This is a genomic window from Streptomyces wedmorensis (genome assembly GCF_000716445.1).
GTDB classification, from domain to species: Bacteria; Actinomycetota; Actinomycetes; order Streptomycetales; family Streptomycetaceae; genus Streptomyces; species Streptomyces wedmorensis.
In genome coordinates this window covers 21,602-47,140 of record NZ_JNWK01000038.1, presented here as the reverse complement: position 1 = coordinate 47,140, position 25,539 = coordinate 21,602, and the positions used below count along the sequence as shown (strand labels likewise).

The 25,539-nt window shown below is 69.3% G+C and carries 27 protein-coding genes and 2 pseudogenes; 18 read left to right on the top strand and 11 right to left on the bottom strand.

Annotated elements, in window-relative coordinates:
* Nucleotides 1-539: 539 nt before the first annotated feature.
* Entirely contained in the window at nucleotides 540-1,820 is a 1,281-nt protein-coding gene (locus tag OO54_RS47570; RefSeq protein ID WP_078905357.1) for an eCIS core domain-containing protein, read from the top strand.
* Nucleotides 1,821-2,418: 598 nt separating this feature from the next.
* Here OO54_RS47570 and OO54_RS27035 read toward each other — a convergent pair.
* The 4 genes from OO54_RS27035 to OO54_RS43915 all read right to left on the bottom strand — a co-directional run bounded on the left by OO54_RS27035 (nucleotide 2,419) and on the right by OO54_RS43915 (nucleotide 6,022).
* Nucleotides 2,419-3,018 carry a hypothetical protein gene (locus OO54_RS27035; protein ID WP_033207374.1) on the bottom strand — a complete coding sequence of 200 codons (600 nt, stop codon included), beginning with the start codon at nucleotides 3,016-3,018 and terminating at the stop codon, nucleotides 2,419-2,421.
* The gene (locus OO54_RS46815) at nucleotides 3,018-4,733 is read right to left on the bottom strand and encodes an acyltransferase (RefSeq protein ID WP_200146688.1); all 1,716 of its coding nucleotides are present in this window, start codon (nucleotides 4,731-4,733) and stop codon (nucleotides 3,018-3,020) included. The genes OO54_RS27035 and OO54_RS46815 overlap by 1 nt, the downstream gene beginning before the upstream one ends.
* Nucleotides 4,734-4,895: 162 nt before the next feature.
* Nucleotides 4,896-5,144, bottom strand: coding sequence for a hypothetical protein (locus OO54_RS41745; RefSeq protein WP_051787215.1), 249 nt, complete (start codon nucleotides 5,142-5,144; stop codon nucleotides 4,896-4,898).
* A 608-nt stretch (nucleotides 5,145-5,752) separates the two neighbouring features.
* Nucleotides 5,753-6,022, bottom strand: a complete 270-nt coding sequence (locus OO54_RS43915) for a hypothetical protein (protein WP_418953269.1) — start codon at nucleotides 6,020-6,022, stop codon at nucleotides 5,753-5,755.
* A 232-nt stretch (nucleotides 6,023-6,254) separates the two neighbouring features.
* Between OO54_RS43915 and OO54_RS27015 the strand changes: the two genes are divergently transcribed.
* Entirely contained in the window at nucleotides 6,255-7,103 is an 849-nt protein-coding gene (locus tag OO54_RS27015; RefSeq protein ID WP_033207441.1) for an NAD(P)H-binding protein, read from the top strand.
* Between the two features lie 422 nt (nucleotides 7,104-7,525).
* On the opposite strand, the gene OO54_RS45975 is transcribed toward OO54_RS27015, so the two are convergent.
* On the bottom strand, nucleotides 7,526-7,798 hold the full coding sequence (locus OO54_RS45975) for a hypothetical protein (protein WP_157856523.1): 273 nt from the start codon (nucleotides 7,796-7,798) through the stop codon (nucleotides 7,526-7,528).
* 130 nt (nucleotides 7,799-7,928) lie between these two features.
* Between OO54_RS45975 and OO54_RS27010 the strand changes: the two genes are divergently transcribed.
* The 3 genes from OO54_RS27010 to OO54_RS47560 all read left to right on the top strand — a co-directional run bounded on the left by OO54_RS27010 (nucleotide 7,929) and on the right by OO54_RS47560 (nucleotide 9,368).
* Entirely contained in the window at nucleotides 7,929-8,387 is a 459-nt protein-coding gene (locus OO54_RS27010) for a PaaI family thioesterase (protein ID WP_033207370.1), read from the top strand.
* Entirely contained in the window at nucleotides 8,384-8,833 is a 450-nt protein-coding gene (locus OO54_RS47565; protein ID WP_234439446.1) for an MBL fold metallo-hydrolase, read from the top strand. The genes OO54_RS27010 and OO54_RS47565 overlap by 4 nt, the downstream gene beginning before the upstream one ends.
* Before the next feature lie 118 nt (nucleotides 8,834-8,951).
* Nucleotides 8,952-9,368, top strand: a complete 417-nt coding sequence (locus OO54_RS47560; protein ID WP_234439445.1) for a hypothetical protein — start codon at nucleotides 8,952-8,954, stop codon at nucleotides 9,366-9,368.
* A 163-nt stretch (nucleotides 9,369-9,531) separates the two neighbouring features.
* On the opposite strand, the gene OO54_RS41735 is transcribed toward OO54_RS47560, so the two are convergent.
* Nucleotides 9,532-9,849: a 3-methyl-2-oxobutanoate hydroxymethyltransferase gene (locus OO54_RS41735; RefSeq protein WP_324611686.1), complete on the bottom strand. Its 318-nt coding sequence runs from the start codon at nucleotides 9,847-9,849 to the stop codon at nucleotides 9,532-9,534.
* Here OO54_RS41735 and OO54_RS47555 point away from each other — a divergent pair.
* Nucleotides 9,827-10,047: pseudogene (locus OO54_RS47555) on the top strand (lamin tail domain-containing protein); the annotation flags it as partial. The gene OO54_RS41735 and the pseudogene OO54_RS47555 sit on opposite strands and share 23 nt — an antisense overlap.
* A gap of 197 nt (nucleotides 10,048-10,244) precedes the next feature.
* On the opposite strand, the pseudogene OO54_RS47550 reads toward OO54_RS47555, so the two are convergent.
* Nucleotides 10,245-10,520, bottom strand: a pseudogene (locus OO54_RS47550) (HNH endonuclease); the annotation flags it as partial.
* 334 nt (nucleotides 10,521-10,854) lie between these two features.
* Here OO54_RS47550 and OO54_RS26995 point away from each other — a divergent pair.
* From OO54_RS26995 to OO54_RS26985, 3 genes are all read left to right on the top strand, one after another.
* Nucleotides 10,855-12,057 (top strand): NAD(P)/FAD-dependent oxidoreductase, encoded by a 1,203-nt coding sequence (locus tag OO54_RS26995; RefSeq protein WP_033207368.1) that lies wholly within the window; start codon nucleotides 10,855-10,857, stop codon nucleotides 12,055-12,057.
* A gap of 276 nt (nucleotides 12,058-12,333) precedes the next feature.
* A complete protein-coding gene (locus OO54_RS26990) occupies nucleotides 12,334-13,368 on the top strand; it encodes a hypothetical protein (protein ID WP_051787214.1) in 1,035 nt (344 codons plus the stop codon).
* 63 nt (nucleotides 13,369-13,431) lie between these two features.
* A complete protein-coding gene (locus tag OO54_RS26985; protein ID WP_033207367.1) occupies nucleotides 13,432-14,388 on the top strand; it encodes a sigma-70 family RNA polymerase sigma factor in 957 nt (318 codons plus the stop codon).
* Nucleotides 14,389-14,536: 148 nt separating this feature from the next.
* On the opposite strand, the gene OO54_RS45965 is transcribed toward OO54_RS26985, so the two are convergent.
* Both OO54_RS45965 and OO54_RS45960 read right to left on the bottom strand, forming a co-directional pair.
* The gene (locus tag OO54_RS45965) at nucleotides 14,537-14,770 is read right to left on the bottom strand and encodes a hypothetical protein (protein ID WP_157856521.1); all 234 of its coding nucleotides are present in this window, start codon (nucleotides 14,768-14,770) and stop codon (nucleotides 14,537-14,539) included.
* A gap of 235 nt (nucleotides 14,771-15,005) precedes the next feature.
* Nucleotides 15,006-15,377 (bottom strand): hypothetical protein, encoded by a 372-nt coding sequence (locus OO54_RS45960; protein WP_033207363.1) that lies wholly within the window; start codon nucleotides 15,375-15,377, stop codon nucleotides 15,006-15,008.
* A 3-nt stretch (nucleotides 15,378-15,380) separates the two neighbouring features.
* Here OO54_RS45960 and OO54_RS26970 point away from each other — a divergent pair, with 3 nt between their 5' ends.
* The gene (locus OO54_RS26970; RefSeq protein WP_033207361.1) at nucleotides 15,381-15,611 is read left to right on the top strand and encodes a hypothetical protein; all 231 of its coding nucleotides are present in this window, start codon (nucleotides 15,381-15,383) and stop codon (nucleotides 15,609-15,611) included.
* An 18-nt stretch (nucleotides 15,612-15,629) separates the two neighbouring features.
* Here the strand turns inward: OO54_RS26970 and OO54_RS26965 are convergent, their stop codons facing one another.
* Complete coding sequence (locus OO54_RS26965) at nucleotides 15,630-16,127, bottom strand: hypothetical protein (protein ID WP_157856520.1); 498 nt, start codon at nucleotides 16,125-16,127, stop codon at nucleotides 15,630-15,632.
* A 715-nt stretch (nucleotides 16,128-16,842) separates the two neighbouring features.
* Here OO54_RS26965 and OO54_RS26955 point away from each other — a divergent pair.
* From OO54_RS26955 to murI, 8 genes are all read left to right on the top strand, one after another.
* Nucleotides 16,843-17,448, top strand: coding sequence for a dihydrofolate reductase family protein (locus tag OO54_RS26955; protein WP_033207355.1), 606 nt, complete (start codon nucleotides 16,843-16,845; stop codon nucleotides 17,446-17,448).
* A 616-nt stretch (nucleotides 17,449-18,064) separates the two neighbouring features.
* Nucleotides 18,065-19,128, top strand: a protein-coding gene (locus tag OO54_RS48840) for an IS630 family transposase (RefSeq protein WP_425348022.1) whose coding sequence is annotated in 2 segments (ribosomal slippage) — nucleotides 18,065-18,514 and nucleotides 18,517-19,128 — 1,062 coding nt in all. Because the reading frame shifts where the segments join, the coding sequence is not laid out codon by codon here.
* Between the two features lie 85 nt (nucleotides 19,129-19,213).
* Nucleotides 19,214-19,684, top strand: coding sequence for a DUF5959 family protein (locus tag OO54_RS26940; protein WP_033207350.1), 471 nt, complete (start codon nucleotides 19,214-19,216; stop codon nucleotides 19,682-19,684).
* 77 nt (nucleotides 19,685-19,761) lie between these two features.
* Nucleotides 19,762-19,926: a hypothetical protein gene (locus OO54_RS45955; RefSeq protein WP_157856519.1), complete on the top strand. Its 165-nt coding sequence runs from the start codon at nucleotides 19,762-19,764 to the stop codon at nucleotides 19,924-19,926.
* Nucleotides 19,902-21,434 (top strand): Tn3 family transposase, encoded by a 1,533-nt coding sequence (locus tag OO54_RS45950; protein ID WP_157856518.1) that lies wholly within the window; start codon nucleotides 19,902-19,904, stop codon nucleotides 21,432-21,434. The genes OO54_RS45955 and OO54_RS45950 overlap by 25 nt, the downstream gene beginning before the upstream one ends.
* Nucleotides 21,435-21,768: 334 nt before the next feature.
* Nucleotides 21,769-22,476: a 2OG-Fe dioxygenase family protein gene (locus tag OO54_RS43890; protein ID WP_157856517.1), complete on the top strand. Its 708-nt coding sequence runs from the start codon at nucleotides 21,769-21,771 to the stop codon at nucleotides 22,474-22,476.
* A gap of 46 nt (nucleotides 22,477-22,522) precedes the next feature.
* Nucleotides 22,523-23,158 carry a class I SAM-dependent methyltransferase gene (locus OO54_RS42545; RefSeq protein WP_051787210.1) on the top strand — a complete coding sequence of 212 codons (636 nt, stop codon included), beginning with the start codon at nucleotides 22,523-22,525 and terminating at the stop codon, nucleotides 23,156-23,158.
* A complete protein-coding gene (murI, locus tag OO54_RS26910; RefSeq protein ID WP_051787209.1) occupies nucleotides 23,155-24,048 on the top strand; it encodes a glutamate racemase in 894 nt (297 codons plus the stop codon). The genes OO54_RS42545 and murI overlap by 4 nt, the downstream gene beginning before the upstream one ends.
* A 51-nt stretch (nucleotides 24,049-24,099) precedes the next feature.
* Here murI and OO54_RS47545 read toward each other — a convergent pair whose 3' ends face one another.
* Nucleotides 24,100-25,260: a tyrosine-type recombinase/integrase gene (locus OO54_RS47545; protein ID WP_234439443.1), complete on the bottom strand. Its 1,161-nt coding sequence runs from the start codon at nucleotides 25,258-25,260 to the stop codon at nucleotides 24,100-24,102.
* Nucleotides 25,261-25,539 lie beyond the last annotated feature (279 nt).

The window sequence follows — 25,539 nt, the reverse complement described above, 5'->3', positions numbered from 1 at the left end:
TATCCCGTCGCCTCGCGAATCTTCGTGATCGCTTCGTCCCATTTTCGCTGCTCAACGAGGTTCCGGGCTTGGTCCTGGGTTGTTCGCGGGACGGGCAGCCCAAGCCCGTGGACTATGTCGGGATCCCAGCCCTGCCTGAGAGCACGCCGGATTCGTACCCATGCTGCTATCGACCACCCTGCCATTGCGCGCCCCCAACAACGATCGCTCCGCCTCCACTACTGATCTTTTCGTTAGTTCTGTGGGTGCGGGTCACTTCGCCCCGTCGAGTTGTCGCTCGGCGGGGCGAAGTGCTGCCGGGTGGGAGGTCCGGGTGCGGGACCGGTTGGTGGTCCAGGCGTCGAGGCGGGCGAGGTTGATCGCTGCTGCGGTGAACCGGTGCTGGAGGCGGGTTCTGCCGAGGGCGGTCGCGGCCGGCCCCGGGGCTCTCGGGCAGCGACCGCTGCCCTCCCTCCTGTCCGCCGAGGCATTCCTCCGGCCTGTTCGAAGCGGTGTTGTGAAGTGGAACCCGACTGTTTCCACGGAAAGGCGTCCTCTCCATGGCTCGCGAAGCCAACCGGTCTCCGGACTCCGAACACCGACACCAGCAGACGGCGGCGCGAGCCCCTCTCGCCCCGTCCGACAGCCTCGACATCCAACGCACCGCCGGGAACACGGCGCTGATTCAGCTCCTGCGCCAGGCGGGTCACCCCTGGGCCCAGGAGCGGCACCAGCACGCGGCCGGCTGCGGCCACCAGCAGAACGCGCGGGCCGGACAGCCCGCCGTGCAGCGCTCGGCCGTCCACGACGTGCTGCGCACCTCTGGACGTCCCCTCGACGACGCCACCCGCACCGACATGGAATCCCGGCTCGGCGCCGACTTCTCCGACGTCCGCGTCCACGACGACTCCGCCGCCAAGGCCTCCGCCGCCGAGGTCGGAGCCCGCGCCTACACCTCCGGCAGCCATGTCGTCATCGGCGACGGCGGCACCGACAAACACACCCTCGCCCACGAACTCACCCACGTCATCCAGCAACGCCAGGGCCCCGTCGCCGGCACCGACAACGGAAGCGGCCTGAAGATCTCCGACCCCTCCGACCGCTACGAACGCGAAGCCGAGGCCAACGCCACCCGCGTCATGCGCTCCGCACTCCCCGAGGTCTCACACGCACCCGCCGCCGCCGAACGGGACCAGCAGGCTGCCACCGAGGGTGCCGTGGTCCAGCGGGTGATCGGACAGAACAACAGCACGGCCGGAGTCGACCACGCCCAGGGAGAACACGTTTTCAATGACGTCGCGACCCTGGTCAACGAATTCCGGGAGGCCGCCAGAGCGCAAGGCGCGGCTCTCATCGCCTGGGTCAACGGAGACGGGAAGGTGCACAGCAAGGCGAAGCGGCAACGCGTCGTCGCGAAACTGACGGCGGCGAACACACAATTGGCCGGCCTGAGCGCGGAGGTCGCCACCGCGCTCGACACGCACCGGCGGCACCACCAGTACGGCACGGTGGCTTCGGGGCTGGGCGACGACAACAACGCCGGGGTGTTCGGCCTGTACAAGCGGGACATCCTGGCGCTGCTGCGTGACTGCCGTCCGGCCAGGCTCTTCATGGAGAACGAGGCCGCGAGAAGTCTCACCGAACTGGAGAGCGCACGCGACGACAGCATCGTCGACATAGTCGCACTCGGGCACGTGAGGAACCAGTTCGGAGAGGGCACCGTCAACGGCGGCTGGTACACCGCGGCCAAGACGGCCATGGACGCGGCCTTCACCGCCATGTTCGCCGCTCTGCGCAACATGCTGGAGATCAAGGACGTCCTCGCGGAGGAGGAGGCCTGACGCCCGAGGGTCGTCGGGCGGCGACGGCCCGCCGCCCGAACGCTCCGTACCGCCGGGGGTTTCGACGCCCGGGGCGCCTCCGCCCTACTCGGCGTCTCGGCGCACAGCGAGAAGCAGAACGCCGCCTGGGAGCTGGTCAAGTTCCTGACCACCGACACCGAGGCCGTCGTCGCCTTCGCCAACGACATCCTGAGCTGAGGTCAAGGAGAAACGCACCGGGTGGGGGTGAGGCCGCCGCATGCCTCGCGTACGCAGGCGGGGCTGGGGCGGTGTCGGGCACGCCGTGGCGAACCGGTTGGCCGCTCGACAGGTGCACCGAGGACCGTCCGGCTTCGGAGGTACGGGCCGAACCAGGCAGAAACGTGGCAGCCGCACGATCGTCCTAGAGTCCCGCCCTCCGGAACCCGAGGCCGGCAAGGTTCCGGTCGACGCGCAGGGTCAAGCGATCCCACCCTGTCGCTTCGGCTGCGGTACGCCCGCGAGCCTTGCAGGACCCGAAGGCCTGCCCGAGCACTGGTCATGCAGGCCGAAGAAGTGAGGCAAGAGCAGATAGCTGTGCCCCGGCCCGTCGGGCCGGGGCACATGTCGTAGAGGGCGGTCAGGCGCCGATGCCGACCGAGGAGACGTGGGCGTAGGCGTTGTAGTCGGAGTCGAGGTCGCTGATGACGTCGTCCCAGATCTCGTCGACGGTGTCGGCGTCCTGGGCGGCCCAGGCGTCGACGAGGTCGCCCCAGATGTAGCGGACCGTGATGGACCTCTGCTGAAGGGTGGGGCGGGAGCGTTCGGCCGGGACCTGGCTCTGGTCGACGGGGTAGATCTCCATCCGGCGGCCGCGGCCGTCGTTGTCCAGGTGGCGCTTGAGCCAGCCGGAGCGGATCAGGTTCTCGCGCCGCCGGCCCCAGTACGCGCTGTCGATGCGCTCGCGGTTCGCCGCGGTGGGGGTCGACTTGCCCTTCATCCACGAACGGATCGTCCGCGCGGTGACGCCCTGGTCCTTCAGGGCGGCGCGGCCGGCGGGGCTGTCGAGGTAGCGCAGGCGGGCGGAAAGGCCTCGCTTGGAGGTGACGGGCGAGGCGATGCCGGAGGAGTAGACGATCCGGTTGAGTTCGAGGATCAGGGCTTCACCGCCCTTCACGCCCCGCGTGTTGAATTTGCCGAAGTCTCCCCATCGGGCCCACAGGTCGGGTGATCCGGCCATCAGCGCTTACCTCCCAGAATGTAGGTGGTCTTTTCCTTGACCTGGTTCAGGTCGCGGCCCTCGGGAAATACCGGTCGCCAGTCTCCCACGACGTGGAGTTCATCGGTTCCGGAGATTTCCACGACCTGAAGCCCGGCTTTGTGTGCCTTGTGGGCCTTCATCCACAGATTGGCGAATGCCTTGGCGCGGATGATGTGCATCCAGTCGGGGCGGCGGATCTCACGGTTCGCGCTGGACTCTCCGATGGTCGAGACGAATTTCGAGTACATGGCCTTCACATAGGCCACGGTCAGTTCGTCGCCTTCGGCGAGAGCGGTTTTCCGGGACTCGGCCAGAGCCCGGCGGAGCTTTTCCAGCAGCGCTTCGGACGCGCCGGAGACGAGAGAGCGGTGAATCACCGGGGCGTCCGTGAGGTCCTGGCGGGCGCAGTCGAGGAGCAGGCGCAGCGTGGACTCGCTGACCCACAGCTCCCCCGGCTCCATGCGGTTGCCCAGCGGGTTGGGCAGGTCGGGATGGTCCCAGTCGGCGGGGGTGATGAGGTGGACGCCGGCCTTCTTCGGGTCGTGGACGCCGCTGGTCTCCTCGCGCAGCTGACCGATCGGCAGCCAGCACTTGAGCGCGGACAGGTAGGCCGCGTTCATGTCCAGGGCGGTCACCTCGATGACCTCGCCGCGCTTGGCCGCCGCGAAGAGCTCGGGGTTGCGCCACTTGGGGCGGCCCTCCCAGATTTCGTCCGCGCCTTTCTGGGACTTCTTCCGGAGGATTTCCTGCGTCGGCGGGAATTCCGAATGCTCGTACCGTCCACCCACCCGGGATGCTTTCAGGAGCGTCATCACGTCGGGAATAGCGGTCTTGATCAGCTCCGCCTGTGCCGCCTCCATGTCACCGGAGCACGACGCCAGCACGTCGTGCACACGGTCGGCGATCTGATCGACGAGCGTGGCGGAGGCGTAGCCGGGCGCGCTCCGCCGCGGCCCCGCCGGCGCCGGTACGGCCTGGTCGGCGGACGCCGGCGGGATGTCCGGTACGACCTGCGCGGCCGGCGCAGTCGGCTCGACCGGAACGGCCGGCTCGGTCAGGGGCGCGGCGACGGGCGATGATGGGCCGACCGGAGCCACGGGAGCAGGGACCTCCTCGACAGCCGGCGTGGAGGCCTGCGGCGTGCCTGCGGCGGCGACGGCCGCCGCGCACTCCTCCGCGGTCAAGTGCTGCGGGAAGCCGTCCAGTTCATGCTGCGCGGGCTGCCCGCACAGCACGCACGGCCCGGCCGGTGGCGCGGCGGCGGGGCGCGCGGGCTGCCCGGTGGCGGAGGGCTCGCGGCCGGTGCGGGTGAGGGCGGCGGCCGATCCGGGGCGCTCGCGTTCCAGGGTGGCCAGGGTGTCGGCCGCCTCGTCCAGGACGACGGTCACCGCCGGGGCCGGGCGCTCGATGGCGGCGGGAAGCGACGGGGCACCGGCCGGCTGGAGGCTGGAGAGCGAGCCGTGCAGCACACCGGCCGCGTGTGTGGGCCCGGCCAACAGGTCGAGCGGATGCAGCCGGTAGTGCGCGGCGAGGAGGTCGACGTCCTCCAGCGACCAGTGCGCGCGGCCCGACTGCTTGCGGGACACCTGCGTCTGGGCCTGCCCGATACCCGCGGCCAGATCGGCCTGCCGCTCTCCGGCCCGCGCCATGAGCGCCGCGACCGTAAGCCTGAGGATCTCTTCAGTACCCATCATGGATGCGACCCTAACATTCGACATGCGATTTCGGCATGCGAGATGCGGAAGTTGATTCCATTGGAGGAACGTCACATCAGGGGCTGACCCGGGCGGCCCCGGCCGTCAGGCGAAGCAGCGGGCGGCCGCGATCACCAAGGCGTCCGCCGCGTCCACAGCGGCCTACCGGAGCGCAGCGAGCACGTGAACGTCGGCAGCGCCGCGCAGGGCGTAGGAGGCTGGCGCCGCCGCCGCGGCTGCGGCCGGCGCCAGAGCCTGCACGAGGATCGAGACCAGGACACGAGGCGACCCGATCGCCGCACACGTGGCATGCACTTCGGCACGGAACTGCGCGAGCCCCTCCACGTCCCCGCCGGACAGGCGCAGGCCCTCCCGGGCGAACACCGTGCTGCGGCGGGTGGTTTTGTCCACAAGAACGGGTTCTGGCTCAACTTCTGTGGTGCGCCTCCGACCCGCCGGCAGAACGTGTCGGCCCGATATCAGCCAGCTGTACCAGCTTCCAGCTCTCGCGGGCAGCAACGACCGCCACCGCGACCGCGAACACCGTGAAGAGACCAGCCGCGATGGGACCCCTGCACCTGGCCGCAGCCACGACCATGCAGACGAAGACAGACCAGTCCACCCAGGTCCGCCTCAGCAACATCACCACACCACGCACGACACCTCCCGGCGGGACAGTAGACCACCCCGGCGGGTAGCACGTCACTCAACGTGCGCACTTCACAGAAGTTGAGCCAGAACCCGAAGTCGTGAACACGTGCTGTCGGTTCTCGGGCTCTCGCACAACTTCTGTGGTGCCGGCGAGTGCGGCCGTCGACCGATGGTCTTACGAGCGTCTGACCTGTCGGTTTCCTCGACCGCTGCCACTGTGGAGTGAGGAGGCCGTACCAGACCACAGAAGTTGAGCCAGAGCCGGTTCTCGCGCACAAAGCCAGTCCGGGCAAGCACGGTCTCTGAGGACGGATCCACGTCCTGGACGACGGTCACGAGACCTCGATTGAAGAGCCGCACTGGGGTGGTCAGCCTCCTCCGGGACGACGTCGGCCAGGGCGCGGGCGGCGTGGTCGTCGGGCAGCATGTCGGCGGCGCGGCGAACCGTCGGCTGCGACGGCGCGGGCGGTGCCGGTGAGGAGCAGGGCGATCTGTTGGAGGTCCGCGGGTGGCAGGCCGGGGGTCCCGGTCCATCCGAGCACGGCCTTGACGAGGTACTCGTGAGGTGCCCGGTCGAGCGGGAGCTCCGCTTCGAGGCGTCCCTCCGGGTCGTGCAGGACCAGGTGCGTGCTGCTCACTGGTGCCCCGCCCCGTCGTCACGGCCGTGGTCGCCGGTGCTGTCGCCGTAGACGGCCATCTCCGTGAGCCTGGTGAACGCTTTGGTGCAGTCGGCCAGTGGCACCTGGTGACCGAACTCGCTTCGGAAGTTGGCGCAGCGCCTGTCGGCTGCTCCGGCCGGCCGGCGCTTGACCTGAACCTTGGTTGATGTACGAGAGTCGTGTCATCGAACTGCGAGACGAGGAGGTTCCGATGACACAGCCCAGGATCCTGGTGACCGGCGCGACCGGAAAGGTCGGCGGCGCGGTGGTGACCCAACTGCACGCGGCGGGCGTTCCCGTTCGGGCGCTGGTGAGAGGGGAGGCGGACTTCCCGGAGGGTGTGCAGGCGGTACGCGGCGATCTCGGTGATCCCGCGTCGCTGGACACTGCTCTGGAGGGCGTCGATTCGGTCTTCCTGGTGTGGCCGTTCCTGAGCGCCGAGGGCGCGTCGGACGTGATCGACGCGATCGGGAAGCACGCCCGACGGGTGGTGTACCTGTCATCCGCCGGGGTCGGGGGCGAGGAGAAGCCGGGCGAGGCGATCACCATGTTCCACACAGAACTGGAGCGGCGGATCGAGGCGTCGGGCCTGGAGTGGACGGCGCTGCGGCCCACCGGGTTCGCGAGCAACACGCTGGGCTGGGCGGAGGAGATCCGCGCTACCGGTGTGGTACGGGCGCCGCTGGCAAGGCTCGCCCGCCCGCTGATCCACGAGGCGGACATCGCTGCGGTCGCCGTTCAGGCGCTGACGACCGACGCCCTGCTCGGCGCCCGCCCCCTGATCACCGGGCTCGAACTGATCACCCAGGAACGGCAGGTGGCGCTGATCAGCGAGGCCATCGGGCGGCCGGTGCGGTTCGAGGAGATCGCACTGGACGAGGCCGTCGAGCAGATGAAGGCCGCCGGCTACCCGGCAGAGCTGGTGGAGGCCGTGCTGCCGGCCCAGGCGGAGATGCTCGACAATCCGGAGCCGGTCAACGATGAGGTGGAGCGCATCACGGGTGCCCCTGCCCGGTCCTTCCGGGAGTGGGCGGTGGACCACGCGGAGGACTTCCACTGAGAGGGATGTCAGTACACATCGACGTGGACGACCGGAGCACGGATCTCGGCTCCGTCGCCCACACGCTTGGCTCCGAGGCCGGGCCCTCTGTTCAGGGAAGCCGCGCGGTTGAACCGTGCAGGCCGGGAAGCCATCGAGCGGCTATGGCATGCCGTCGCTCAGAAGAATCCGCATCCAAACCCGAAACCCACCCTGGGCGACCGCACTGTCTCCGCACAGGCCAACTACCCGTCAACGAAACGGCCAACTACGAAGCAACGCCATCCCGGGAGCTGCTCTGTTCACCGGCCCCCTGGCCGACAACGAAGCAAAGTCACAGACAACGCCGGGGGTCCTTGACCGGGAGACGCGTGTGCGCTCCGCTCCGGCGGAAGCACGCCGGCCCCTGCCTCGCCCGGCCAGGGCCCCTGTCCATGCGACCGTCAGGCGCAGGCCAGGCGGTCGGGGACGGAGCAGTCGATGCGTACGCCGCGCCGGATCAGCGCGGTGATGCTGTAGACCTGGCCTGCGGGCGGCTGGGCCTGCGTGAAGCGGCGCAGCGCCCGGTGCGCTCCGTCGCGCAGCTGTTGGCCGGTCATCGTGTCGGTGTGCTCCTGGAGGTCCTCGAGGAGTTGCTTGCTGCGGACCGCGCGGGACAGCGCGGGACAGCGCGGCGTCGGCGGGCGCCGGCGGTGACAACTACCGCTGCGGGTCACACGTGGGCAAGCCTGGGCCTGCACAGGCCGGACGAAGCTTGCCCAGCCATGTGGGCAAGCCTGCGAGCAGGAACGCCTGGCTGGCTGAGGCCCCGCCTCGCCCGACACGGATCCGAAGGAGAGCACGCACGTGGAAGACCAGATGCAGCACGAGCAGGCGAGCCCCGCGGTGCAGAAGCGCGTCCAGGACAGCTTTGACCTGCAGGGCCTGATGTCCCACCTCGGTGCTCGGATCACTCGCCTCGGCCCCGGCCGCGTGCACATCGTGCTCCCTGCCCGGCCCGAGGCGGCCCAGCAGCATGGCTACGTCCACGCCGGCGCCACCAGTGCGATCGTGGACAGCGCCGGCAGCTACGCCGCGCTCGCCCTCTTCGACGGGCAATCCGAAGTCCTCACCGTCGAGTACAAGACCAACCTCCTCGCGCCTGCCGCCGGCGACCACCTCGAAACGATCGGCACCGTCGTCAAGTCCGGACGCACCCTGACCGTCTGCCAATCGGAGGTCTACGGCGTCCAGACGGACGGCACTGGGAAGCTCGTCGCCAACAGTCAGCGGACCCTGGTCCGCGTGAACAGGACCGCCCAGTGAGCCGCCAGCCGGGCACACCGGCCCTGCCGGCCTGGCTTACGTGGTGGCAGCGCCCCCTCCCCGACGCCAACACCCTCCTGCTGCCCGGACGGCAACCGACCCTGGTCGACACCGGCTTCGTCGGCCACGCCAACGAGACCGCCGCCTGGGCCTACGCGCACGCTGGCACCGTCGACCTGGTCGTCAACACCCACTGGCACTCCGACCACGTCGGCGGCAACCCCCTCCTCCAGGCCCAAGGCGCCGCCATCGCCGCCGGCACCCCGGAAGCCGACGCGATCACCCGCCGAGACCCCGGCTGCTGCGCGGCCGAGTACCTCGACCAGCCCGTCGCCCCGTACACCGTCGGCCTTGCCCTCGACGACGGGCAGCTCCTCTGCCTCGGGGACGCCGACTGGGAAGTCGTCCGCACCCCCGGGCACACCCCGGGCCACCTCGCCCTGTGACAGCCCGAGGAGCGGCTCCTCGTCGTCGGTGACGCGCCGTCGGACTACGACGTCGGCTGGGTCAACCTCGCACTCGACGGCCGACGCGGCCACAACCGCGCTCGCCTCCCTCAAGCGGATGGCCGACCTCAACCCCCGGGTGAGCCTGCCCTCGCACGGCCCGATCCCCTCCAACCCGGAAGCCGCGTTCGCCGTCGCCCTGCGCCGTGCCCAGCGGCTCGTCGACGACCCGGCCGGAGCGGTCTGGTACGGCGCCCGCCGCATCTTCGCCTTCGCCCTGATGATCCGTGACGGCATCCCGGCCGACGAGGCCGAGCCGTACCCGACCGCCCGCACCTGGCTGACCGACGCCGCCCGCCTCCTGAACGTGACCCCCGAGGCCCTTACCGCCGAACTGGTCACGACCATGCTCCGCAGCGGCGCCGTAGTCCTGCGCGACGGCCGCCTCCACGCCGCAGCCGGCCACACCCCCGTGGCACCCGAAGCCTTGCGCGTGCCCTACCCCCGAGCCTGGCCCGCGCCCGAGCCCCGCTAACACCCGCTGGAAAGAGGGGCGGGCGAGCGACCTCCAGCCGCTCGCCCGTTCCCCTGCGTGTCCGTTCCGGTCAGAGAGTGTGCTCCGGTGTGGGAAACGTTCCCGCTGCCACGTCGGCCGCGAAGTCCAGGGCAGCTTCACGCAGTACGCCATGTACATCGGCCTACTGCTTCACAAACCGCAGCAGCCTTCCCGCCCGCAGGCCCGCCATGTCCTGCCGGACCAGCACCTGCGCGTCACACCCGCGGCCCGCACCGATGCCGACAGTGGGCACCGCCACGCTCCGCGTGATCTCCGCGCCGACTTCCTCGGGCACCATCTCGATCAGCACGGCGAACGTACCGGCCGCCTCCAGCGCCTTCGCCGCCGACACCAGCCGCTGCGCGTCTTCGCCACGGCCCTGCACTCGGTAGCCGCCGAGGCTGTGCTCGGACTGCGGCGTGAACCCGATGTGCGCCTTCCGGCTCGCCGGCCGCTCCACCGTCCGCGTCCACACCGGTGAGGGCCGCGACACCCCCACCGACCTCTTCCAGGACCGCCGCGACTACGTCTGGGACAACCGCTCGGACACCGCCGCCCTCCGCGACGACGCGGCCGCACCATCGACACCGAGTCCTGGGGCGGCCGCCACCACCATCACCGCCGATCCCACCCGCCCGGATCGGGACCCGGGCCATGACACACGCGTGTGCCGGGCAGGCCAGGCCTGTCCGGCACACGCATGCCCGCGCACTTCCGGATATCGGTGCCCCGTCCTGATGAAGGCGTGGATACGGCTTTGTTCACACAGAGGGCGCCAGTGCGCCACGTGGCCGGTCGATGGCTCCCGGCGGGCCCCTTCGGCGCGGCAGATTTTCTGAGGTCAGGCGGCAGGGGGTAGTGGACAGTCGTGTCCTCGCACGGCCCGTCGGCGTACAGCGCAAGCGCGTCGGCCTCACCCCAGTCCGCGGAAAGGCCCCAGCGCAGCTTCGTGCCGATCCACTCGGAGATGTACCGGCAAGCGGCTTCCGAGGCCGGCGGCGTCCACTCCCTCGGGTCCTGGCCGGCCTTCTGGCAGTTGGTCCGCGCCGTCACCGCCACCAGGCTCGCGGCGGCGCCCTGGTCGTTGGCGTACGGCTCACGGCGCTTGGCATCCCAGGCGCCGGCCCCAGTCGGCAGGGAGCGTCATGCGAACCGTGCGGTATTCCTTGGCCCCGCCTCCCTCCGGTTCACGGAACCTTCCGCCTGGACATGGACGCCCGGATCGGCCTGGGGCCGGTTGTCGTCGTGCCGGGGCCCCGCACATCTACTGGCCCCGCCGACCGATCATGCAAGCACGCAGACACGCTGAGGGGCTTCCGGGCTTCATGGACCGTGTGCCCAACCCTCGAGGTGGCCCCGCAATAACTTTGCCGACCTGTGATCCACATCACATCTGGTTCTTGTCAGGGATCGGGGCGCTGTTCCGCTCAAGTCACCGGAAGCAAGCGAACGACAGGAGCGAGACATGAAGCACCGCATCGTCGTCCTCGGCGCCGGCTATGCCGGGGCCTACGTGGCCGGGACCCTGGCCCGCCGGCTGTCCCCGACGGACACCGAGATCACCGTGGTCAACGCCGAGCCGGACTTCGTCCAGCGGCTGCGGCTGCACCAGCTCGCGGCCGGCCAGGAGATCGAGGCCCCACAGCTCGCCGACGTCTTCGCGGGGACGGCGGTACGGCTGCGCCGGGCTCGTGTCACCACCGTCGACCCTGAGCGCCAGGTCGTCGCCGTGGCCGACGCCGACGGCGGCGGTGAGCTCGGCTACGACACGCTTCTCTACGCGCTCGGCAGCCACGTCGCCGACCACGGCGTCCCCGGCGTGGCCGAGCACGCCTTCGACGTCGCCGCCCGGCCCTCAGCGCTGCGCCTGCGCGAGCGCCTGGACAGCCTGGACGGGCGGCGCGAAGGCGGGAGTGTGCTGGTCGTCGGCGACGGGTTGACCGGCATCGAGACCGTTACCGAGATCGCCGAGTCCCGTCCCGGTCTGTCGGTGACGCTGGTCGCCCGCGGTGAGCTGGGCGCACCGCTCTCCGCCGGAGCCCGCAGTCACCTGCGCCGGACCTGCGACCGGCTGCGCATCACCGTCCTGGAGCACACCAGCGTCGAAGCCGTCGAAGCGACGCGGGTGCTGTGCACCGACGGCGCCGCCCTGGCCTCCGACGCGACCGTGTGGACGGCCGGGTTCGCGGTCAGCCCCATTGCCGCCGTGAGCGGGCTGGAGGTCACGGAGAGCGGTCGGATCGTCGTCGATCGCACCATGCGGTCGGTCTCTCACCCGAACGTCTACGCCGCCGGTGACAGCGCCTACGCCATCGGCGACAACGGCCGGCCACTGCCGATGTCCTGCGCTTCGGCCGGCTACACCGGCCGGCAGGCCACGGACGCGATCGTGGGACGCCTGACCGGCAGCAAGATCGCGAACACCAAGCTGGAGTACCCGGGCAACCACATCAGCCTCGGGCGGCAGGACGGAATCCTGCAGATGGTCGACCACGAAGGGCAGGCAAAGCCGAAGTACATGGGCGGCCGCAAGGCCGCGCGGATCAAGGCGGGCATCGTAAGGATGTCGCTGTGGGCCACCTCGCATCCGACGTTGGGCCTGCCCAAGCGCAAGCACCGCCTGGCCCTCGCGCCGGGCGTGTCCCCCCGTGAGACGACGGCCGCGTAGCCGCGTCCCCGCCTCACTGGGTAATACCCCTGGGCGGCCTGGGCTGTGTTCCAAGACCTTGAGCCACTCGACTCCGAGGGCACCGGTGAATCCACCGTGGCAGACGACAACCGGCCTCATGCCCTCGCCTGACCGGCGAACTTGACGGCGTCCTGGCGGTCCGTCTCAAGAAGGCACGCATCCGCGCCTTCTTCCACGTTCGCCCGCGTGGGCCGCCCGCCTCGAGTCCCCGACCCCGCTCACCTGGCGATGACCCCCTCCTCTGAAGGAGAAGGCATGTCCACTCAGGCCGCGCCCGCAGCCAACGCGTCGCCCTCACCCTGGCCGACCGTGGCCAGGGCAGTCGCCTTGCTCACGGTGAGCATCAGCCTGCTGCTCACCGCCTTCGCATGGCCGTCGGTACGCTCATCGGTGCATGATGTGCCGATCGCCGTCGCCGGGCCCGCTACCGCCGTCAAGCAGATCACGCTTGTGCTCGACCAACGGCTTCCCGACGGCTTCGAGGTCACCGAGGTCGCCGACACCGCCGCCGCCGAACAGCTGATCCGCGCCCGCGAGGTGTACGGGGCGATCGACCTGAGCTCCGGCACCCCAGAGGTCATCACCGCATCCGCGGGAAGCACCGCCGTAGCCCAGACCCTGAGCAGCATCGCTGCCGGCCTCGGCCAGGAACAGGGAACAGCCACCGCGGCCGCCGCCCGTGACCTCGTCCCGTTGTCGGCCGACGACCCGCGCGGCGCCGGACTGGCCGCCGGAGCCCTGCCGTTGGTCATGGGCGGCCTGCTCGCCGCCCTGCTCCTGACCAGGCTCGTCCAAGGCGGCGTCCGCCGCGTCACCGGAGCGCTCGCCTTCGCCATCACTGGCGGACTTGCCGTGGCAGCGATTCTGCAGTTCTGGCTCGGCTCACTCGACGGCTCTTACTGGGCCAACTGCGGTGCCATAGCCCTGACCATCGCGGCCACCTCCCTGACCATCCTCGGTCTCGAGTCCCTGCTCGGGTACGTCGGCTTCGGCCTCGGCGCCGCCATCATGATGCTCATCGGCAACCCCCTGTCGGGCACCGCGACCGCACCCGAGATGCTGCCCGGCTGGTCCGGTAGCCTCGGCCAACTGCTCCCACCCGGGGCCGGTGGCCAGCTGCTGCGCTCCACGGCCTTCTTCGGCGGCCACGGCGCCACCCACGCTGCCACCGTCCTGGCGACGTGGCTCACGCTCGGCATGGTGCTGTGCCTGGCCGGCAACCTTCGCCGCCGTCCTGCCACCACCATCCAGGACACGGCCGCACAGCCGGCCATGCACGCGACGATCTGACCCCAGCACCTACCGGCTTGGGACCTCCCCGCAGCATAGGAATCGGCGTCTTAGGGTGGCCGCATGGACAGCACCGCCATTGACCGCTTCGACACCAGTCGGTTCGAGGCCAGCCGCAACCGGTTGGCCTCGCTGGCGTACCGGCTCCTGGGCTCCGCCACCGACGCCGAAGACGCCGTGCAGGACGCGTTCCTGCACTGGCAGGGCGCCGACCGACAGCGGATCAACGTGCCGGAAGCATGGCTGACCAAGGTCGTCACCAACCTGTGCCTCGACCGGCTCCGCTCGGCACAGGCCCGCCGCGAACGCACCGCCGGCGCCTGGCTGCCCGAACCGCTCCTGGACGGCGACCCGATGCTCGGCCCGGCCGACACCTTCGAGCAGCGCGAATCGGTCTCCCTGGCCCTGCTGACGCTCATGGAGCGCCTGTCCCCCGTCGAACGGGCCGTCTACGTCCTGCGCGAAGCGTTCTCCTACACCCACGCCGAGATCGCCGAGATCCTTGACATCACCGAGTCCGCGAGCCAGCAGCACCTCCACCGGGCCCGGCGCCGCATCACCGCCGCCCGCAGCGGCGGCCCCGAAGTCGACCCCGCATCCGCCCGCAGGATCATCGAGGAATTCCTCGCCGCCGCCACCTCAGGCCGCACCGAACGGCTGGTGGCGCTGCTCACCGACGACGCGACCGCGGTCTCCGACGGCGCCGGCGGCCTGGCCACGACGCTGCTGCGGTACGACACTCCGCAGCGCATCGCCGCCGTCGTACGGGCCGGCTTCAAACCCACGGACGCGAAGCGGCGACTGGCCGGTGGCACGCCGGCCATCCACTACGCGCTCGTCAACGGCACCCCCGCCATCCTCTTCGTGCTTGGCGACCAGGTCGTCGGCTCCACGATGTTCGACATCATCAACGGCAAGATCGCAACCATGCACGGCATCGCCGCCCCCCACCGCCTTGCCCGTCTCACCGAAGCCTGGCGGCAGCACGAACCGGACGCGCCGCTCATCACCCGGTGGTGACCCCACGCTGCCCTCCGGCCAGGCCCAGCACACGCGCTGACCGGTGAGCCAGTCGACCGGGCGTCCCGGAACGCAACGACCTTCCCACGTGTGCCGACGCGGGGCGCCGAACCAGTCGGGCACGTCCAGCCTTGGAAACGCGCGCGCCTCAACCGCCCGGCAGTCCCCTCGACGCACAGCTTGACTCCGCGGTGGCGAAGAGGGCTGGGACCTCTACTGGATGCGGCTGCCGCTGATCGCCGCTTGCGACGGCGTCGACGAAGCGACCGCACAGGCCCGCTCCCACCCCGAGGGCGCCACCTCGTACGCGGCGCAGCACATCGCCGAGCTGCTCGCCGGCGCCGGACGCACCGAGGAGGCTGTCGTCGTCCTCGAGCAACATGCCTCCACGTACAGGCATGACCTGGCCAGCCACCTCATCGATCTCGGCCGCACCGAAGAGGCTGTGGACATCCTCCAACGGCGTACCCACCGTCCTTCCGCGCTGCCGAGCTGCCGGACGGCCCCTGGCACGACGATCCCCCGTTCTGAGGCCCCGCCCGGTTCGTGCCCGCTGGGTGGCGGCCCGTCACCTGGACAGCGGCATGCCAGTTACCCGGGGTCGACCTGCACCGTCGCTAATCGGTCGGATGCTCTCCGGACCGGCGGGCTTCGAGGTAGGCACTCCAGTCGTTGGCGGCGCGGCGGCGCCACTGCTGGGCGGTCATGACGTGCAGGCCGAGCATGGGGGCGAGGACCGCAGACGGCAGGTCCTGGGCGAGCTGGACCAGCGCTGTGGTGCGGGCTGGCCGGATGGGGATGTGGTGGACGGCCAGGCGCCGGGCGAGAACGGTACCGGAGACGTGCCGGCTGGGCCGGGTGCCAGGAAAGAGCCACCGACGGGGTGAGTTCGCGGCCCAGCCAGAGGGCGGGAGCTGGTGCGCGAGTTCGGCCAGGAGGCGGGCGAGGGGTTCGGGCAGACGGATCGGGGTGCGGTCCAGGACGAGCACCGTGTGGCCATTCGGCGTGCTCAGCGCAGTGGTGGGCAGGGCAGCGACCCGTGCGAGGTGCTGGCCGAACAGCAGGAGGATGGATCCGGCGGCGCGGACGTCCAGGGGCAGGTCGGTGTCGGTCAGGCACTGCTGAAGGAGTTCCCAGTGGGAGTCGTCGTCGGTTCCGACGGGATCGGCCTTGGGTCGGTGCGGGACGAGAAGGGGGTGGCTGTGGCCGCGGCGGGCGGGTGACGGAGGAAGTCGCGGACCTCATAACGGGTGCTCGGGCTGCCTGCGAGCCAGGCGTCGACCTCGTGCTGGGTGGCATCGGCCGGCCGGCGTGAGTCCCTGATTCTTCATGGAGGTGAGGGACGCCGCGGCCTGGTTGATCCGGGTGTAGGCCCAGCGGATGCGGTGCTTGGACCCGGCCGGGCGTGGTGCGGCCCTGCGGGCGCGGGGCAGCAGCGACCAGCGCACGTAGGGCCGGAGGAGCAGGGCGTGGTCGGGGCTGCGTTTCGCAACGCGGTTGAGGTGGTGCTCGATGCGGGCGGCGAGCTCGTCACGTTCGGGTAGTGCCAGGTAGGCGACGAGTACGCCGCGCAGGTAGTCGACGCGCTGGGCTCCCCCGCGACCGCCGCCTTGGGCCACGGCGTCCAAGTGATCGTGGTCCAACGGTCGGCCGGTAGCGAGGAGATCGGCCAGGAAACGGGCGGAGAGCGAGTTGCGGATCCAGTTCAGCGCGGTCCTCGGCTGATCGCACTCGGCCAAAGCCGTCCGCATCCGCGTGTACTGGCCGGCCAGCGGGCCGGGTAGGGCGCTGATGATGCTCCTTGAAATTGGCCACCCCTTGCTCAGGGATGTCCCCACACCTGCTCGCGAATCCCCAGCTGTGGGTTGACTTCCTGGGGTAGGAGCCCCTTTGACCTCGGCCGATGATCAGGTCTGGTTCGCGATCCGGCGGCCGAGCTGTTCGAGGAACTCCTGCAAGCTGGACGCGGTGACCTCGAAGTCGTCAAACCAGGAGGCCGTGGTGGACTTCCAGAATTGTCCGCTGTCTCCGATCGCGAACAGGTGGCCGCCGCCGTTGGCGAAGACCAGCGCGATCGGTTCGCCGTCGATCGGAGCGGGCCGTACTCGCGGAAGTGCTCCGCCGTCGTCGCAGGTGAGTGGATGAAGTATCCGCTGTCGACGTCGGGCAGCGACGCCTCACCGATCACCCAGTAGAGCGTGGTGGGCCGCTCGCGGGTGGGGCTGAACTGGGGCTTTGACAGAACTCAAACCGCCGTTCCCAATCGCGTGGAGATCATCACCCCACTGCGTGCATAGCGCAGTCATGTAGGTCTTCGGCCCTCCGAAGCAGTGCCGCTCCGCAGACCTGATCGGCTGCAGCCTCATGGGTTTTCTCGTTACTCCACAGCGTGGCCGATGGGTTTGCGGCTCCCGGGCGGTCCAAGCTCGTGACACCCCAGGAAAGGACACCGCCATGTCGGAGCTTCTCGTCGACTTCATCACCTCCCTCGACGGCTGTGCATCGGGACAGGGATGGCCCGGGTTCTGGGGCCTCGAGGGCCCGGAGTACCTCGCATGGCTCGGCGATCAGCCCGAGGCCACCTACCTGATGGGAGCGAACACCTACCGCCTGATGTCGGGCTTCGCCGCAGGCAAGGTCCCGAATGGCCAAGACGAGTTCAGGCCCGAAGAAGAGGCCTCCGTCGACGAGCTCACGCAAGCGTCCAAGGTGGTGTTCTCCTCCTCACTCGAGGAGCCACTGACGTGGGCCAACTCCACGCTCGTCCGCGACGACGCCGTCGAGGCGGTCCGCGCCATGAAATCGAGTGGCTCGAGGCTCCTCAGCACGATCGGCAGCCTCAGCCTGTGCCGGTCCCTGCTACGAGCCGGACTCGTCGACCGCTTCCGGGTCGTGATGTTCCCAGTGATCACCGGGGCCACGGGCGAAGAACGCATCTACGACGGCTATCCGGACGTCGCCCTCGAGATGATCGAGCACCGCACCTTCGACGGCCGCATCCAGCTGGTCGAGTACAAGCCCCGCGTGCTCGAGCACCCGCCGCTCAGCGTCCCTGCGTGACGTCGCCCCGTCCGCCGGTCCGGACGGCCGCCAGGCCGGCGCCGGCGGGCGGGGAGCAAGACCTAAAAGGGGGCGAAGGGCCAACGTCAGGACGCCCGGTCCATGGCCAGTGGTCAGGTCGGAGGGGATCTTCGGCAGGTCCACGAGTGCGTCTGTCGCCTGGTGGCTGTCGTCGGTTGCGAGCATCACCTCCCGGCGGTGGACTCCGTGAGCACCGGAGGCAAGGACTTCGCCTGACCGTCACCGATCAACAGGGCCCGGCGATCTTCGGTCGCTGGGCCTCACACGCACTCTTCACTCCCCGCATTCCCCACGCGCGTCAAGACGCAACGAAGTGGAGGGAAGAGCGTCCCTGGCCGATTTCAGAGATCCTCATCAGCGCCGAAGACGGCGTCCAATTCGTCATGGAGGGTGCAGCGGTCGCACAGTCCGCGGACCAAATAGGAACGCGGGTTGCCGCAGCGCGGGCATGCATACGGGTCGTCATGGCCGGCACACGGGCCGCAGGTTCGGCGCCCGTGTTTTGCAGGCCGTGGTCTTCTACTACTGAACTTGATTGGGTGATGTCGGAGCCGTTCGCCTGATGGTTGTAGGACCGTTCCGGTAGTCCAGGTCTGTGAGATACGCGCAGGGCGGCGGGCTGACCGACGCCGAGAGGGCCACGCGCGAGCGGGTTCGGTTGCAGGCCGTGGAACGCTTCGAGGGCGGGCAGAAGAACCGGGAGATCGCTGCCACGCTGCGGGTTAGCGAGCGGTCGGTGGAGCGATGGCGTCGCCAGTGGCGCGAGCGTGGCCAGGCCGGCGTCCTGTCGAAGGGATCCCCGGGCCGACCGAGGCTCAGTAAGACACAGATCGCCAGACTGGAAAGGGAGTTAGAGCGAGGACCGCTCGTCCACGGCTGGCCGGACCAACGGTGGACCCTGGCTCGGATCAAGACGCTGATTGGTCGCCTGTTCCACGTCTCGTACACGGTCGAGGGCACATGGCTGCTGCTCAAGCGGCATGGCTGGTCGTGGCAACAGCCTGCCCGGAGAGCCATCGAGCGTGACGACACCTCGGTCGAAGTCTGGAAGAAGGAGACCTGGCCACGGGTAAAAGGATCGCGGCGGAGCGCGGGGCCTGGATCGTCTTTGAAGACGAGGCCGGGCAGCCGATGACTCCGCCGCGTGCCAGAACCTGGGGCCGCCGGGGCTGCACGCGGGTCGTGCGGCTGCGCGGCCGCGGTTCCGGGCGAGTGTCGATGGCGGGCATGACCTGCTACAAGCCTGGTGAGCGAACCCGGCTGTTCTATGCGGTCCGGGAGTACACCGGGCGCAAAGACCAGCCGAAGGGCTTCGGCTGGCGTGACTTCCGTGATCTGATCGTCCGGGCCCGCATCCAGCTGGGCGGGCCGATCGTGCTGGTCTGGGACAACGTCCGACTACACCTGACGAAGCCGCTGCGCGAGTTCATCGACGCGAACGCCGAATGGCTCACGGTCGTTCAGCTACCCACCTACGCGCCCGACCTCAACCCAACCGAGGGCGTGTGGTCCCTGGTCAAGCGCGACATCGGCAACCTCGCCGCCGCCAGCCTCAGCCAAATAACCCGCGCGGTCAAGCGTCGGCTCAAGCAGCTCCAGTACCGGCCGGACGTGATCGACGGCTGTCTTGCCGGCATCGGCTTGGCCCTGGGCACCTGACTCTCCAGGCCTGGCCTGACTGTGTCGCTCGTCCGCCGGTAGGAGACGATGCAGCCCACACCAGCGCACGAAAGCGAGCAACTTCATGACGGAACCCGCTCCGATGGACCTGATCCACCTCGCCGATCCGGACGGGAACCGCTGCATCGTGCGCGTCACGGGACGGTCCCAGCCGGGCGTGCTGACCGACCACGATGTTCTGCACGCGGACGTGCTCGTCTCCGCGAGTTTCGTCGACGCCCGGCTCGACCTTTACCTTTTCCAGCGTGACCTGGACTCCTGGGAGCAGGAGCTGTCCAACCTGGGACCAGGCCAGACGATCAGCATCGGCGGAGACCGCGGCCTGATGCTCGGCATCCACGTGCACGAAGACGGCTGGCTGTCGATCCAGGTAAGCGACCCGGACCGCCTTACGGCAGCCCTGGGAACCCGACCCCAGGAAGGCTGGATCGCCGAGCACCGCGGGCGCCTGGAACAGGTCCGACTGACCTGGCCCCGCCAAGTCACCGAGACGGCACCAGGAGCTTACAAGCGGAGCCCCAACCACAAGCGGTGACCACCTGACCCCAGCAACCGACATCACGCATTCAAGTTCAGTACCTCGCTGATGAGCTGCGTACCGGGGACGTGGCGGTGATCGGGTCGAAGGAGTACGCCGACTGGTCCGAGCAGCTGCTGCCCTGGGAGCAGGTGGAGGCGAAGCTGCCGGAGTACCTGGTGGAGGTCGGCCTGCGGGAGCGGGTGACACGTCGCCGTTCGACGGCCGCCAACTGGTGTCCCTGCTGCGCGGGCGGTTGACGGAGGCGGCGGCGAAGGCGGACGGGGGGTACCCGGACAACGACGAGCTGTTCATCGATCCGGACACCGGGGTGCCCAAGCTCAAGCCGCGGCGGGCGAAGGCGCCCCGCAAGAGCGCGGAGCGGCTGGAGCAGGCGATCAAGGAGCGGATGCCGGAGCGGTCACTGCTGGGCATCGTGGCCCGCACCGCCTACTGGATCGAGTGGTGGCACCGGTTCGGGCCGGCCTCCGGCAACGACCCGAAACTGAAGGACCCCTTCGGCCGCTACGTGATCACCACGTTCGTCAAGGGCACGAACATGACGTTCGCCGAGGCCGCCCGGCACATCGCCGCGGTCAGCGCGCACGAGCTGTCGGTGGCCGCCCGCCGGCACACCACCACCGCCAAGTTGAACGAGGCCCTGACGGACGTGGTGAACGCGCACGCCAAGCTGGACATGTCCCGCGCGTGGGGCAACGCCACCACCGCCGCGGCCGACGACACCCACATGGACACCTACCTGGACAACCTCCTCGCCGAGACCTCCGTGCGGTACGGGGCCGTGGGCGGCATCGCCTATCACCACATCTCGGACCTGTACATCGGGCTGTTCACGCACTTCGTGCCGTTGGGAGATCGACCCGCTGGACCTCGCCCAGATCTCGCCGTACCTGACCGAGCACATCAACCGCTTCGGCGCGTACTCCACCCACGAGATCGGCATCACCCCGGAGCACTACGACACCCGCCTCGACATCGACTTCACCACGCTGGAAGACGAGCGGGCTCCGGCCGCGTGAACCACCTGGCCGCCCGACACACGCAGGTCACAGGCTCGGCGGTCCGCCCGGAACCCGCGGACCGGGTCCGGGCGGGGGCCGGTACGGCACCCGGAACGCACGGGCCTTGGGCAGCGGGCGGCCCCGGCGGCGCCCCACGGAGGAGGGCGGCGCCGGGGCCCAGTGCGTACGCCCTAACGCGGGGTCAGGTGACGGCGATGACGCAGGTGCGGGCGAAGTGGGTGCCGATGTGCGCTTCGTGGAGGTGTCCGCCGATGGCGCGGTCGCCTTCGACGCCCATGACGACGTGGATGTGGGCGAAGCCGTTGCGGATTTCGCCGGTGCCGGGTCATCTCGCCGGGCAGGTCGTACTTGGTGATGGTGTCCTTGAGCGCGTCGCCTTCGGGCATGGTCGAGACGGTGAAGGAGTCGGCGGCCCCGATCAGGGAGACGATCGCCGCGTCGGTGATGCCGGCCTCGGCGGCCTGGCGGTTCAGCTCGTCGACGAGCTCACCGGCGGGGACTTCAAAGACGATCATGCGGGACTCCGTCCGATCACGGGGCTCAGCTCCCGCAGCATGACCGAGGAGCACCAGCGTGCGCCAGAGTCCCGAGGGTTGAGGGCCTCCCTGGCGAAGCGGGTGGCGAGGAAGTCCGTGTGGTGGCCGTACGCGGTGGCCCGGAAGGCGATCCGTCCGGCGGTCGTCCAGTCCACGGCGCAGACGCGGGAGGTGACGGCCGTCATATAGAGGTGGCGGACCTTTTCGTCATGGGCCCAGACGCGGGCGACCTGATCGGCCTCGCCCTGGCCGTGCAGTTTGGCGAGGATGCCCACGAACAGCCACGAGCAGGTTGGCCGGGAAGCGCATCTTGCGCATGCGTCGTCTCATGTGCGCTGAAGTCAGAGTGTTTCGGGGCGAGCGCCAGCGCCCTTGACGGGACGTCTGGGAACTTTCATAGTCGCATGGGCACACGCCAAAAGCGATTCGAGTGGTGAGGAGTATCTTGGAGGCGTTACCGAACTCTGTTGTGGTCCCTGTCGACACGATGCCCTCCGGTCGGCCAGCCACTCTCGAAGCCTGCTTGGGCAGAGATCTTCGAACGAATGGCGCAGTCGTTATACCGAGCTCTCTCTTTTCGGGCAGCTCGGACATCCCCGGCTGGGATTCGTGGCTCGATCTTCCACCTGATCCCTATCTTCCGGAACTCCCCTACAGGTACCGCAGATTCGGACGCGTAGAGGCGGTCTCCGACGGAACCGACTGGACCCTTTCCCCTCTTCCCCATGCCTCCTTCCAGCAGTCCGCAAAGGTCATTCCCCTCTACGCGGGGGAAGCGCGGTTCTTCGATCCGATTCCCAAGTCGGAACTGATGTCCGACGGAATGGTTGGACTCCTCAAGACCGATCTCGACATCGTGTCTCAAGCCGCTGAATCTCGGAGGGCGTACGTACTGGGGCTGCACATGATCCGAGTGGTCGCCGAACCGGACCGGTCGCGCCTTCCCGCCCCCGAGGGACGCCATCGCGACGGTCACGACTACGTCGCCATGCACCTGATGTACCGTCAGAACTGTCGAGGCGGAGTGTCACGTGTGTACCGGGGCCGAGCCGAGCAGCCCTTCCTCGTTACCACCATGAAGGACCGGCTCGACAGTCTCATCATCGATGACCGGACCGTGGAGCACGAGGTCACCCCGGTGTCGTCGCCTTCGGCCGAGCCGGGTGCCCGTGCGCTCCTCCTCGTGGACTTCGATCCCGCACCGCGTGAAACGCTGCCTCGCTTGCCCTGAGTTCCGAGCCGACCGAACGTGCACCGCTCATAGGGAGGGAGTGCCGATGGAGGGCACCGTAGCCGAAGACTGGGTCTCCGTATTCCGCCAGCGTCAGGTGTGGGACCTGTCGCCGGAACAGATTGAACAGTGGATCGCGCGCAACAAGCGGTTCTTCTCCGTGCTGTCGGGTCTGCTGTCCGAAGGAGACCGCGTGCTCGAACTGGGGTGCGGCCCCGGCCGGCACGCGATTGCCCAGGCCACCCGGGGATATCGCGTGACGGCCATCGACAACGATCCGGCCGTGCTCGAACAGGCACGGGTCAACGCCCGGCGCTGCGCGCCTGGCGCCGAGGTCGAGTTCCTGCTCCAGGACATGGACAGGCTCGACGGCTTCGCAGAGGATCGGCACGTGGACGCCATCACCCACGGTGGCCTTATGGAGCACTATTCGTCCAGGGACGCTATCCGCAAGTCGCTTCACCGGCAGCTCGCGGTGGCCGCCCACGTCGTGTTCGACGTCCCCATCGACACGCCGAAGAACCGGGAACTCTTCGTACGGGACACCATCTTCCGGCAGATCTGGACAGCGGAGGAATGGGTCGAGGAAGTGCTTTCGGGTTTCGCCGTCGCCGAGTGGCACGTGGAGAGCCACGAAAGCCCCTCGATGACCGATGACCTGATCGTCTTTCTCCGGCGATGACGAGGGGCAGCGCGGACGGGACACGCACCGCTCCGGCCCCCCGCATCGGCGTATTCGACTCGGGCATCGGGGGACTCACCCTGCTCGAAGATCTGCGGCGCGCAGTCCCCGGCTGCGAGGTGATCTACCTGGCGGACACAGCGAACCTTCCCTTCGGGGACAAGCCGGAGGCGGAGATCGCGGACATCACCTCGACCGCCCTGCGCTTCCTCCATGGCCAGACCGTGGACGTGATCCTCATCGGGTGCAACACTGCGGACGCCTGCCGAACCGCACGACCGGGACCCAAGGGAAGCCCCCCTGACATCCCGGCTGGCACCCCAGTCGTCGGCGTGATCGAGGCAACCGCTCGGGCGTCCCTCCCCCTCACACGGTCCGGCGTCATCGGTCTAATGGCAACGGAGGCGACCGTAGGTCGCCGAGCCTACGAGAGGGCGTTCGCGCGCTGGAATCCGCGACTGGACGTACGGTCAGTCGCCTGCCCGGTCCTGGGCCCGCTCATTCATACCTCGGCACGCCGCCCGGAACTGGAGGCCGCAGTCGATGCCAGCCTTGCGCCGCTGTGCGCCTGTAAGGACCTCGACACGCTCGTCCTCGGCTGCACCGCCTACCCTGTGATCCAGGATCTCATCCAGAACAGAGTCGGTCCCGGCGTCAGACTGGCGACCTCCGGTCCGGCGGCTGCCCGAGCCGTCACTGACGCGCTCGGGCAGCAGGCCGCCGCACGCTCTGTTCGCCTGCCTGCTTCCTACGTATCGCGCTCGGACCGCTTCCTGGTCACCGGCTCTCCAGCGGAGTTCGCGGCCTCCGCACACCGCTTCCTCGGCCTGACCGTGGTACCGGAGCCAGTCTCGCTGATGAATGAGTACCAGAGACGACGGGGCAGCTGACCAGCCTGCCCCCGGGCCGACGAGGAGTGATCGCCGGTACGGCCGCGCCGCTCATGACATGCCGCGCTCCGGTATGACGGAGGCCGCGGGTGACTGAACTCGGGGTGCCGGTAAGAATGCTGTCACCAGCCGCAAACGGCGAGGGTCAGGTCCGGCGGCGTGCGGCGGGGCAGCGTTCGGCGACGTGCCGGGCGACCGCGTCGACGCTGGGGCGGGCGTACCGCTCCAGGGAGCGGACGGAGGCGTGGCGGGAGCGGGCCAGCAGCATCGGGGCGAGGTGCCGTCTTCGGCGTCGTGTGTCAGGGCACTGTGCCGGAGCCTGTGGAGGGTGAAGCCGTCCAAGTCCTCGATGTCCTCGGGTGAGGCGAACGGGTTGGCCAGTAGCCGGGTGCTCTCCTCGAAGATCTCCTCGGCCCGGCGGTAGGAGAGCCGGGCCCGGCTCGTCTCCGGGCACACGTCGAGCGTCGGCGTTCCGGCCGGGGCCTTGCGGTCGGTGAGGAACAGTGGGCCGCGGGTGCGGCGGGCGATGAGGCGGGGCAGGAGCTGGGCTGTGCCGGACTGCCAGTGAATCCACTCGGTCGCCCCGCCCTTGGCGGTGATCTTCCCGCGCTTGTCCTGCGGGTACAGGTCCTCGACGTTCAGGCACAGCACCTCGTCCGCGCGGGCGGCGGACTCGTAGAGCATCGTCCACTGCGTCTTCTCCCGCAGCGCGACGTCCGGGCGCCACAGGGCGGCGATCTGGTTCTCCGCCAGGGCCTTGGTGCGGTCGGGCGGTGCCGGCCGCCGCTCGATGCCGATCGTCGGATCGACGCTGACCCAGCCCTGGCGCTGCCACCAGCCAATCGCCTTGCGCGCGATGGACAGCTCTCGGTTGACGGTGTCGGCGTCCATCTCGTCCGCCCGGGCCGCCGCCAGCTCGGCCAGCACCTCCGGCAGCGCCGGGTCGTCGATCGCGGTGACGGGGAAGACAGGCGGCTTCGCGCCCCGGCGGGCGGGTCCGGTCGGCGCCGGTTCGCCGGCGAGCATCCAGCCCCACGTCGTCAGCGAGATCCGGTAGATCCGCGCGGAGGACTTCGCGATGCCTGCGCCGGTGAGGTAGCGCTCGACCGCCGCGGTGTACGACGCGGGCGGGGCGGACAGAGGTACGACCCGAGCGCGCGGCAACCGAAGCGCACCCCCGCTCCCGAGTTCGGTCACCGGTTCGATCGTCACGCCCGCCCGCCCTTCCGGCACTGCCGCGGTAAATGCGTACACCTCGCCTGTGGCAGCCAGAGAGCCCGCCGCAGGCCGAGATGATCACGGTAGAAGCCCTGCCGCAGTAAATTCGGTATTCACTGCGGCAGCTCGGAGACCAGAATCGACTCGTGGCGGCTTTTGACCTCACCTTGGCTGGACCCCTGGTGGCACATCACCATCGCAGAGTTGCTCAACAACGCTGAACGTCACCGCTCCATAAAAGTTGGACCAGAACCTGCGACCTGGACGCGAATG

Bases quoted from the DNA above. Each gene is read 5' to 3' on its own strand.
- OO54_RS42545 (WP_051787210.1), top strand. From the start codon at position 22,523: ATGGAGGGCACCGTAGCCGAAGACTGGGTCTCCGTATTCCGCCAGCGT.
- OO54_RS27015 (WP_033207441.1), top strand. From the start codon at position 6,255: ATGACACAGCCCAGGATCCTGGTGACCGGCGCGACCGGAAAGGTCGGC.
- OO54_RS26955 (WP_033207355.1), top strand. From the start codon at position 16,843: ATGTCGGAGCTTCTCGTCGACTTCATCACCTCCCTCGACGGCTGTGCA.
- murI (WP_051787209.1), top strand. From the start codon at position 23,155: ATGACGAGGGGCAGCGCGGACGGGACACGCACCGCTCCGGCCCCCCGC.
- OO54_RS47570 (WP_078905357.1), top strand. From the start codon at position 540: ATGGCTCGCGAAGCCAACCGGTCTCCGGACTCCGAACACCGACACCAG.
- OO54_RS26940 (WP_033207350.1), top strand. From the start codon at position 19,214: ATGACGGAACCCGCTCCGATGGACCTGATCCACCTCGCCGATCCGGAC.
- OO54_RS47560 (WP_234439445.1), top strand. From the start codon at position 8,952: ATGGCCGACCTCAACCCCCGGGTGAGCCTGCCCTCGCACGGCCCGATC.
- OO54_RS26990 (WP_051787214.1), top strand. From the start codon at position 12,334: ATGTCCACTCAGGCCGCGCCCGCAGCCAACGCGTCGCCCTCACCCTGG.
- OO54_RS46815 (WP_200146688.1), bottom strand. From the start codon at position 4,733: ATGATGGGTACTGAAGAGATCCTCAGGCTTACGGTCGCGGCGCTCATG.
- OO54_RS27035 (WP_033207374.1), bottom strand. From the start codon at position 3,018: ATGGCCGGATCACCCGACCTGTGGGCCCGATGGGGAGACTTCGGCAAA.
- OO54_RS26995 (WP_033207368.1), top strand. From the start codon at position 10,855: ATGAAGCACCGCATCGTCGTCCTCGGCGCCGGCTATGCCGGGGCCTAC.
- OO54_RS45965 (WP_157856521.1), bottom strand. From the start codon at position 14,770: ATGTTGCTCGAGGACGACGACAGCCTCCTCGGTGCGTCCGGCGCCGGC.
- OO54_RS26985 (WP_033207367.1), top strand. From the start codon at position 13,432: ATGGACAGCACCGCCATTGACCGCTTCGACACCAGTCGGTTCGAGGCC.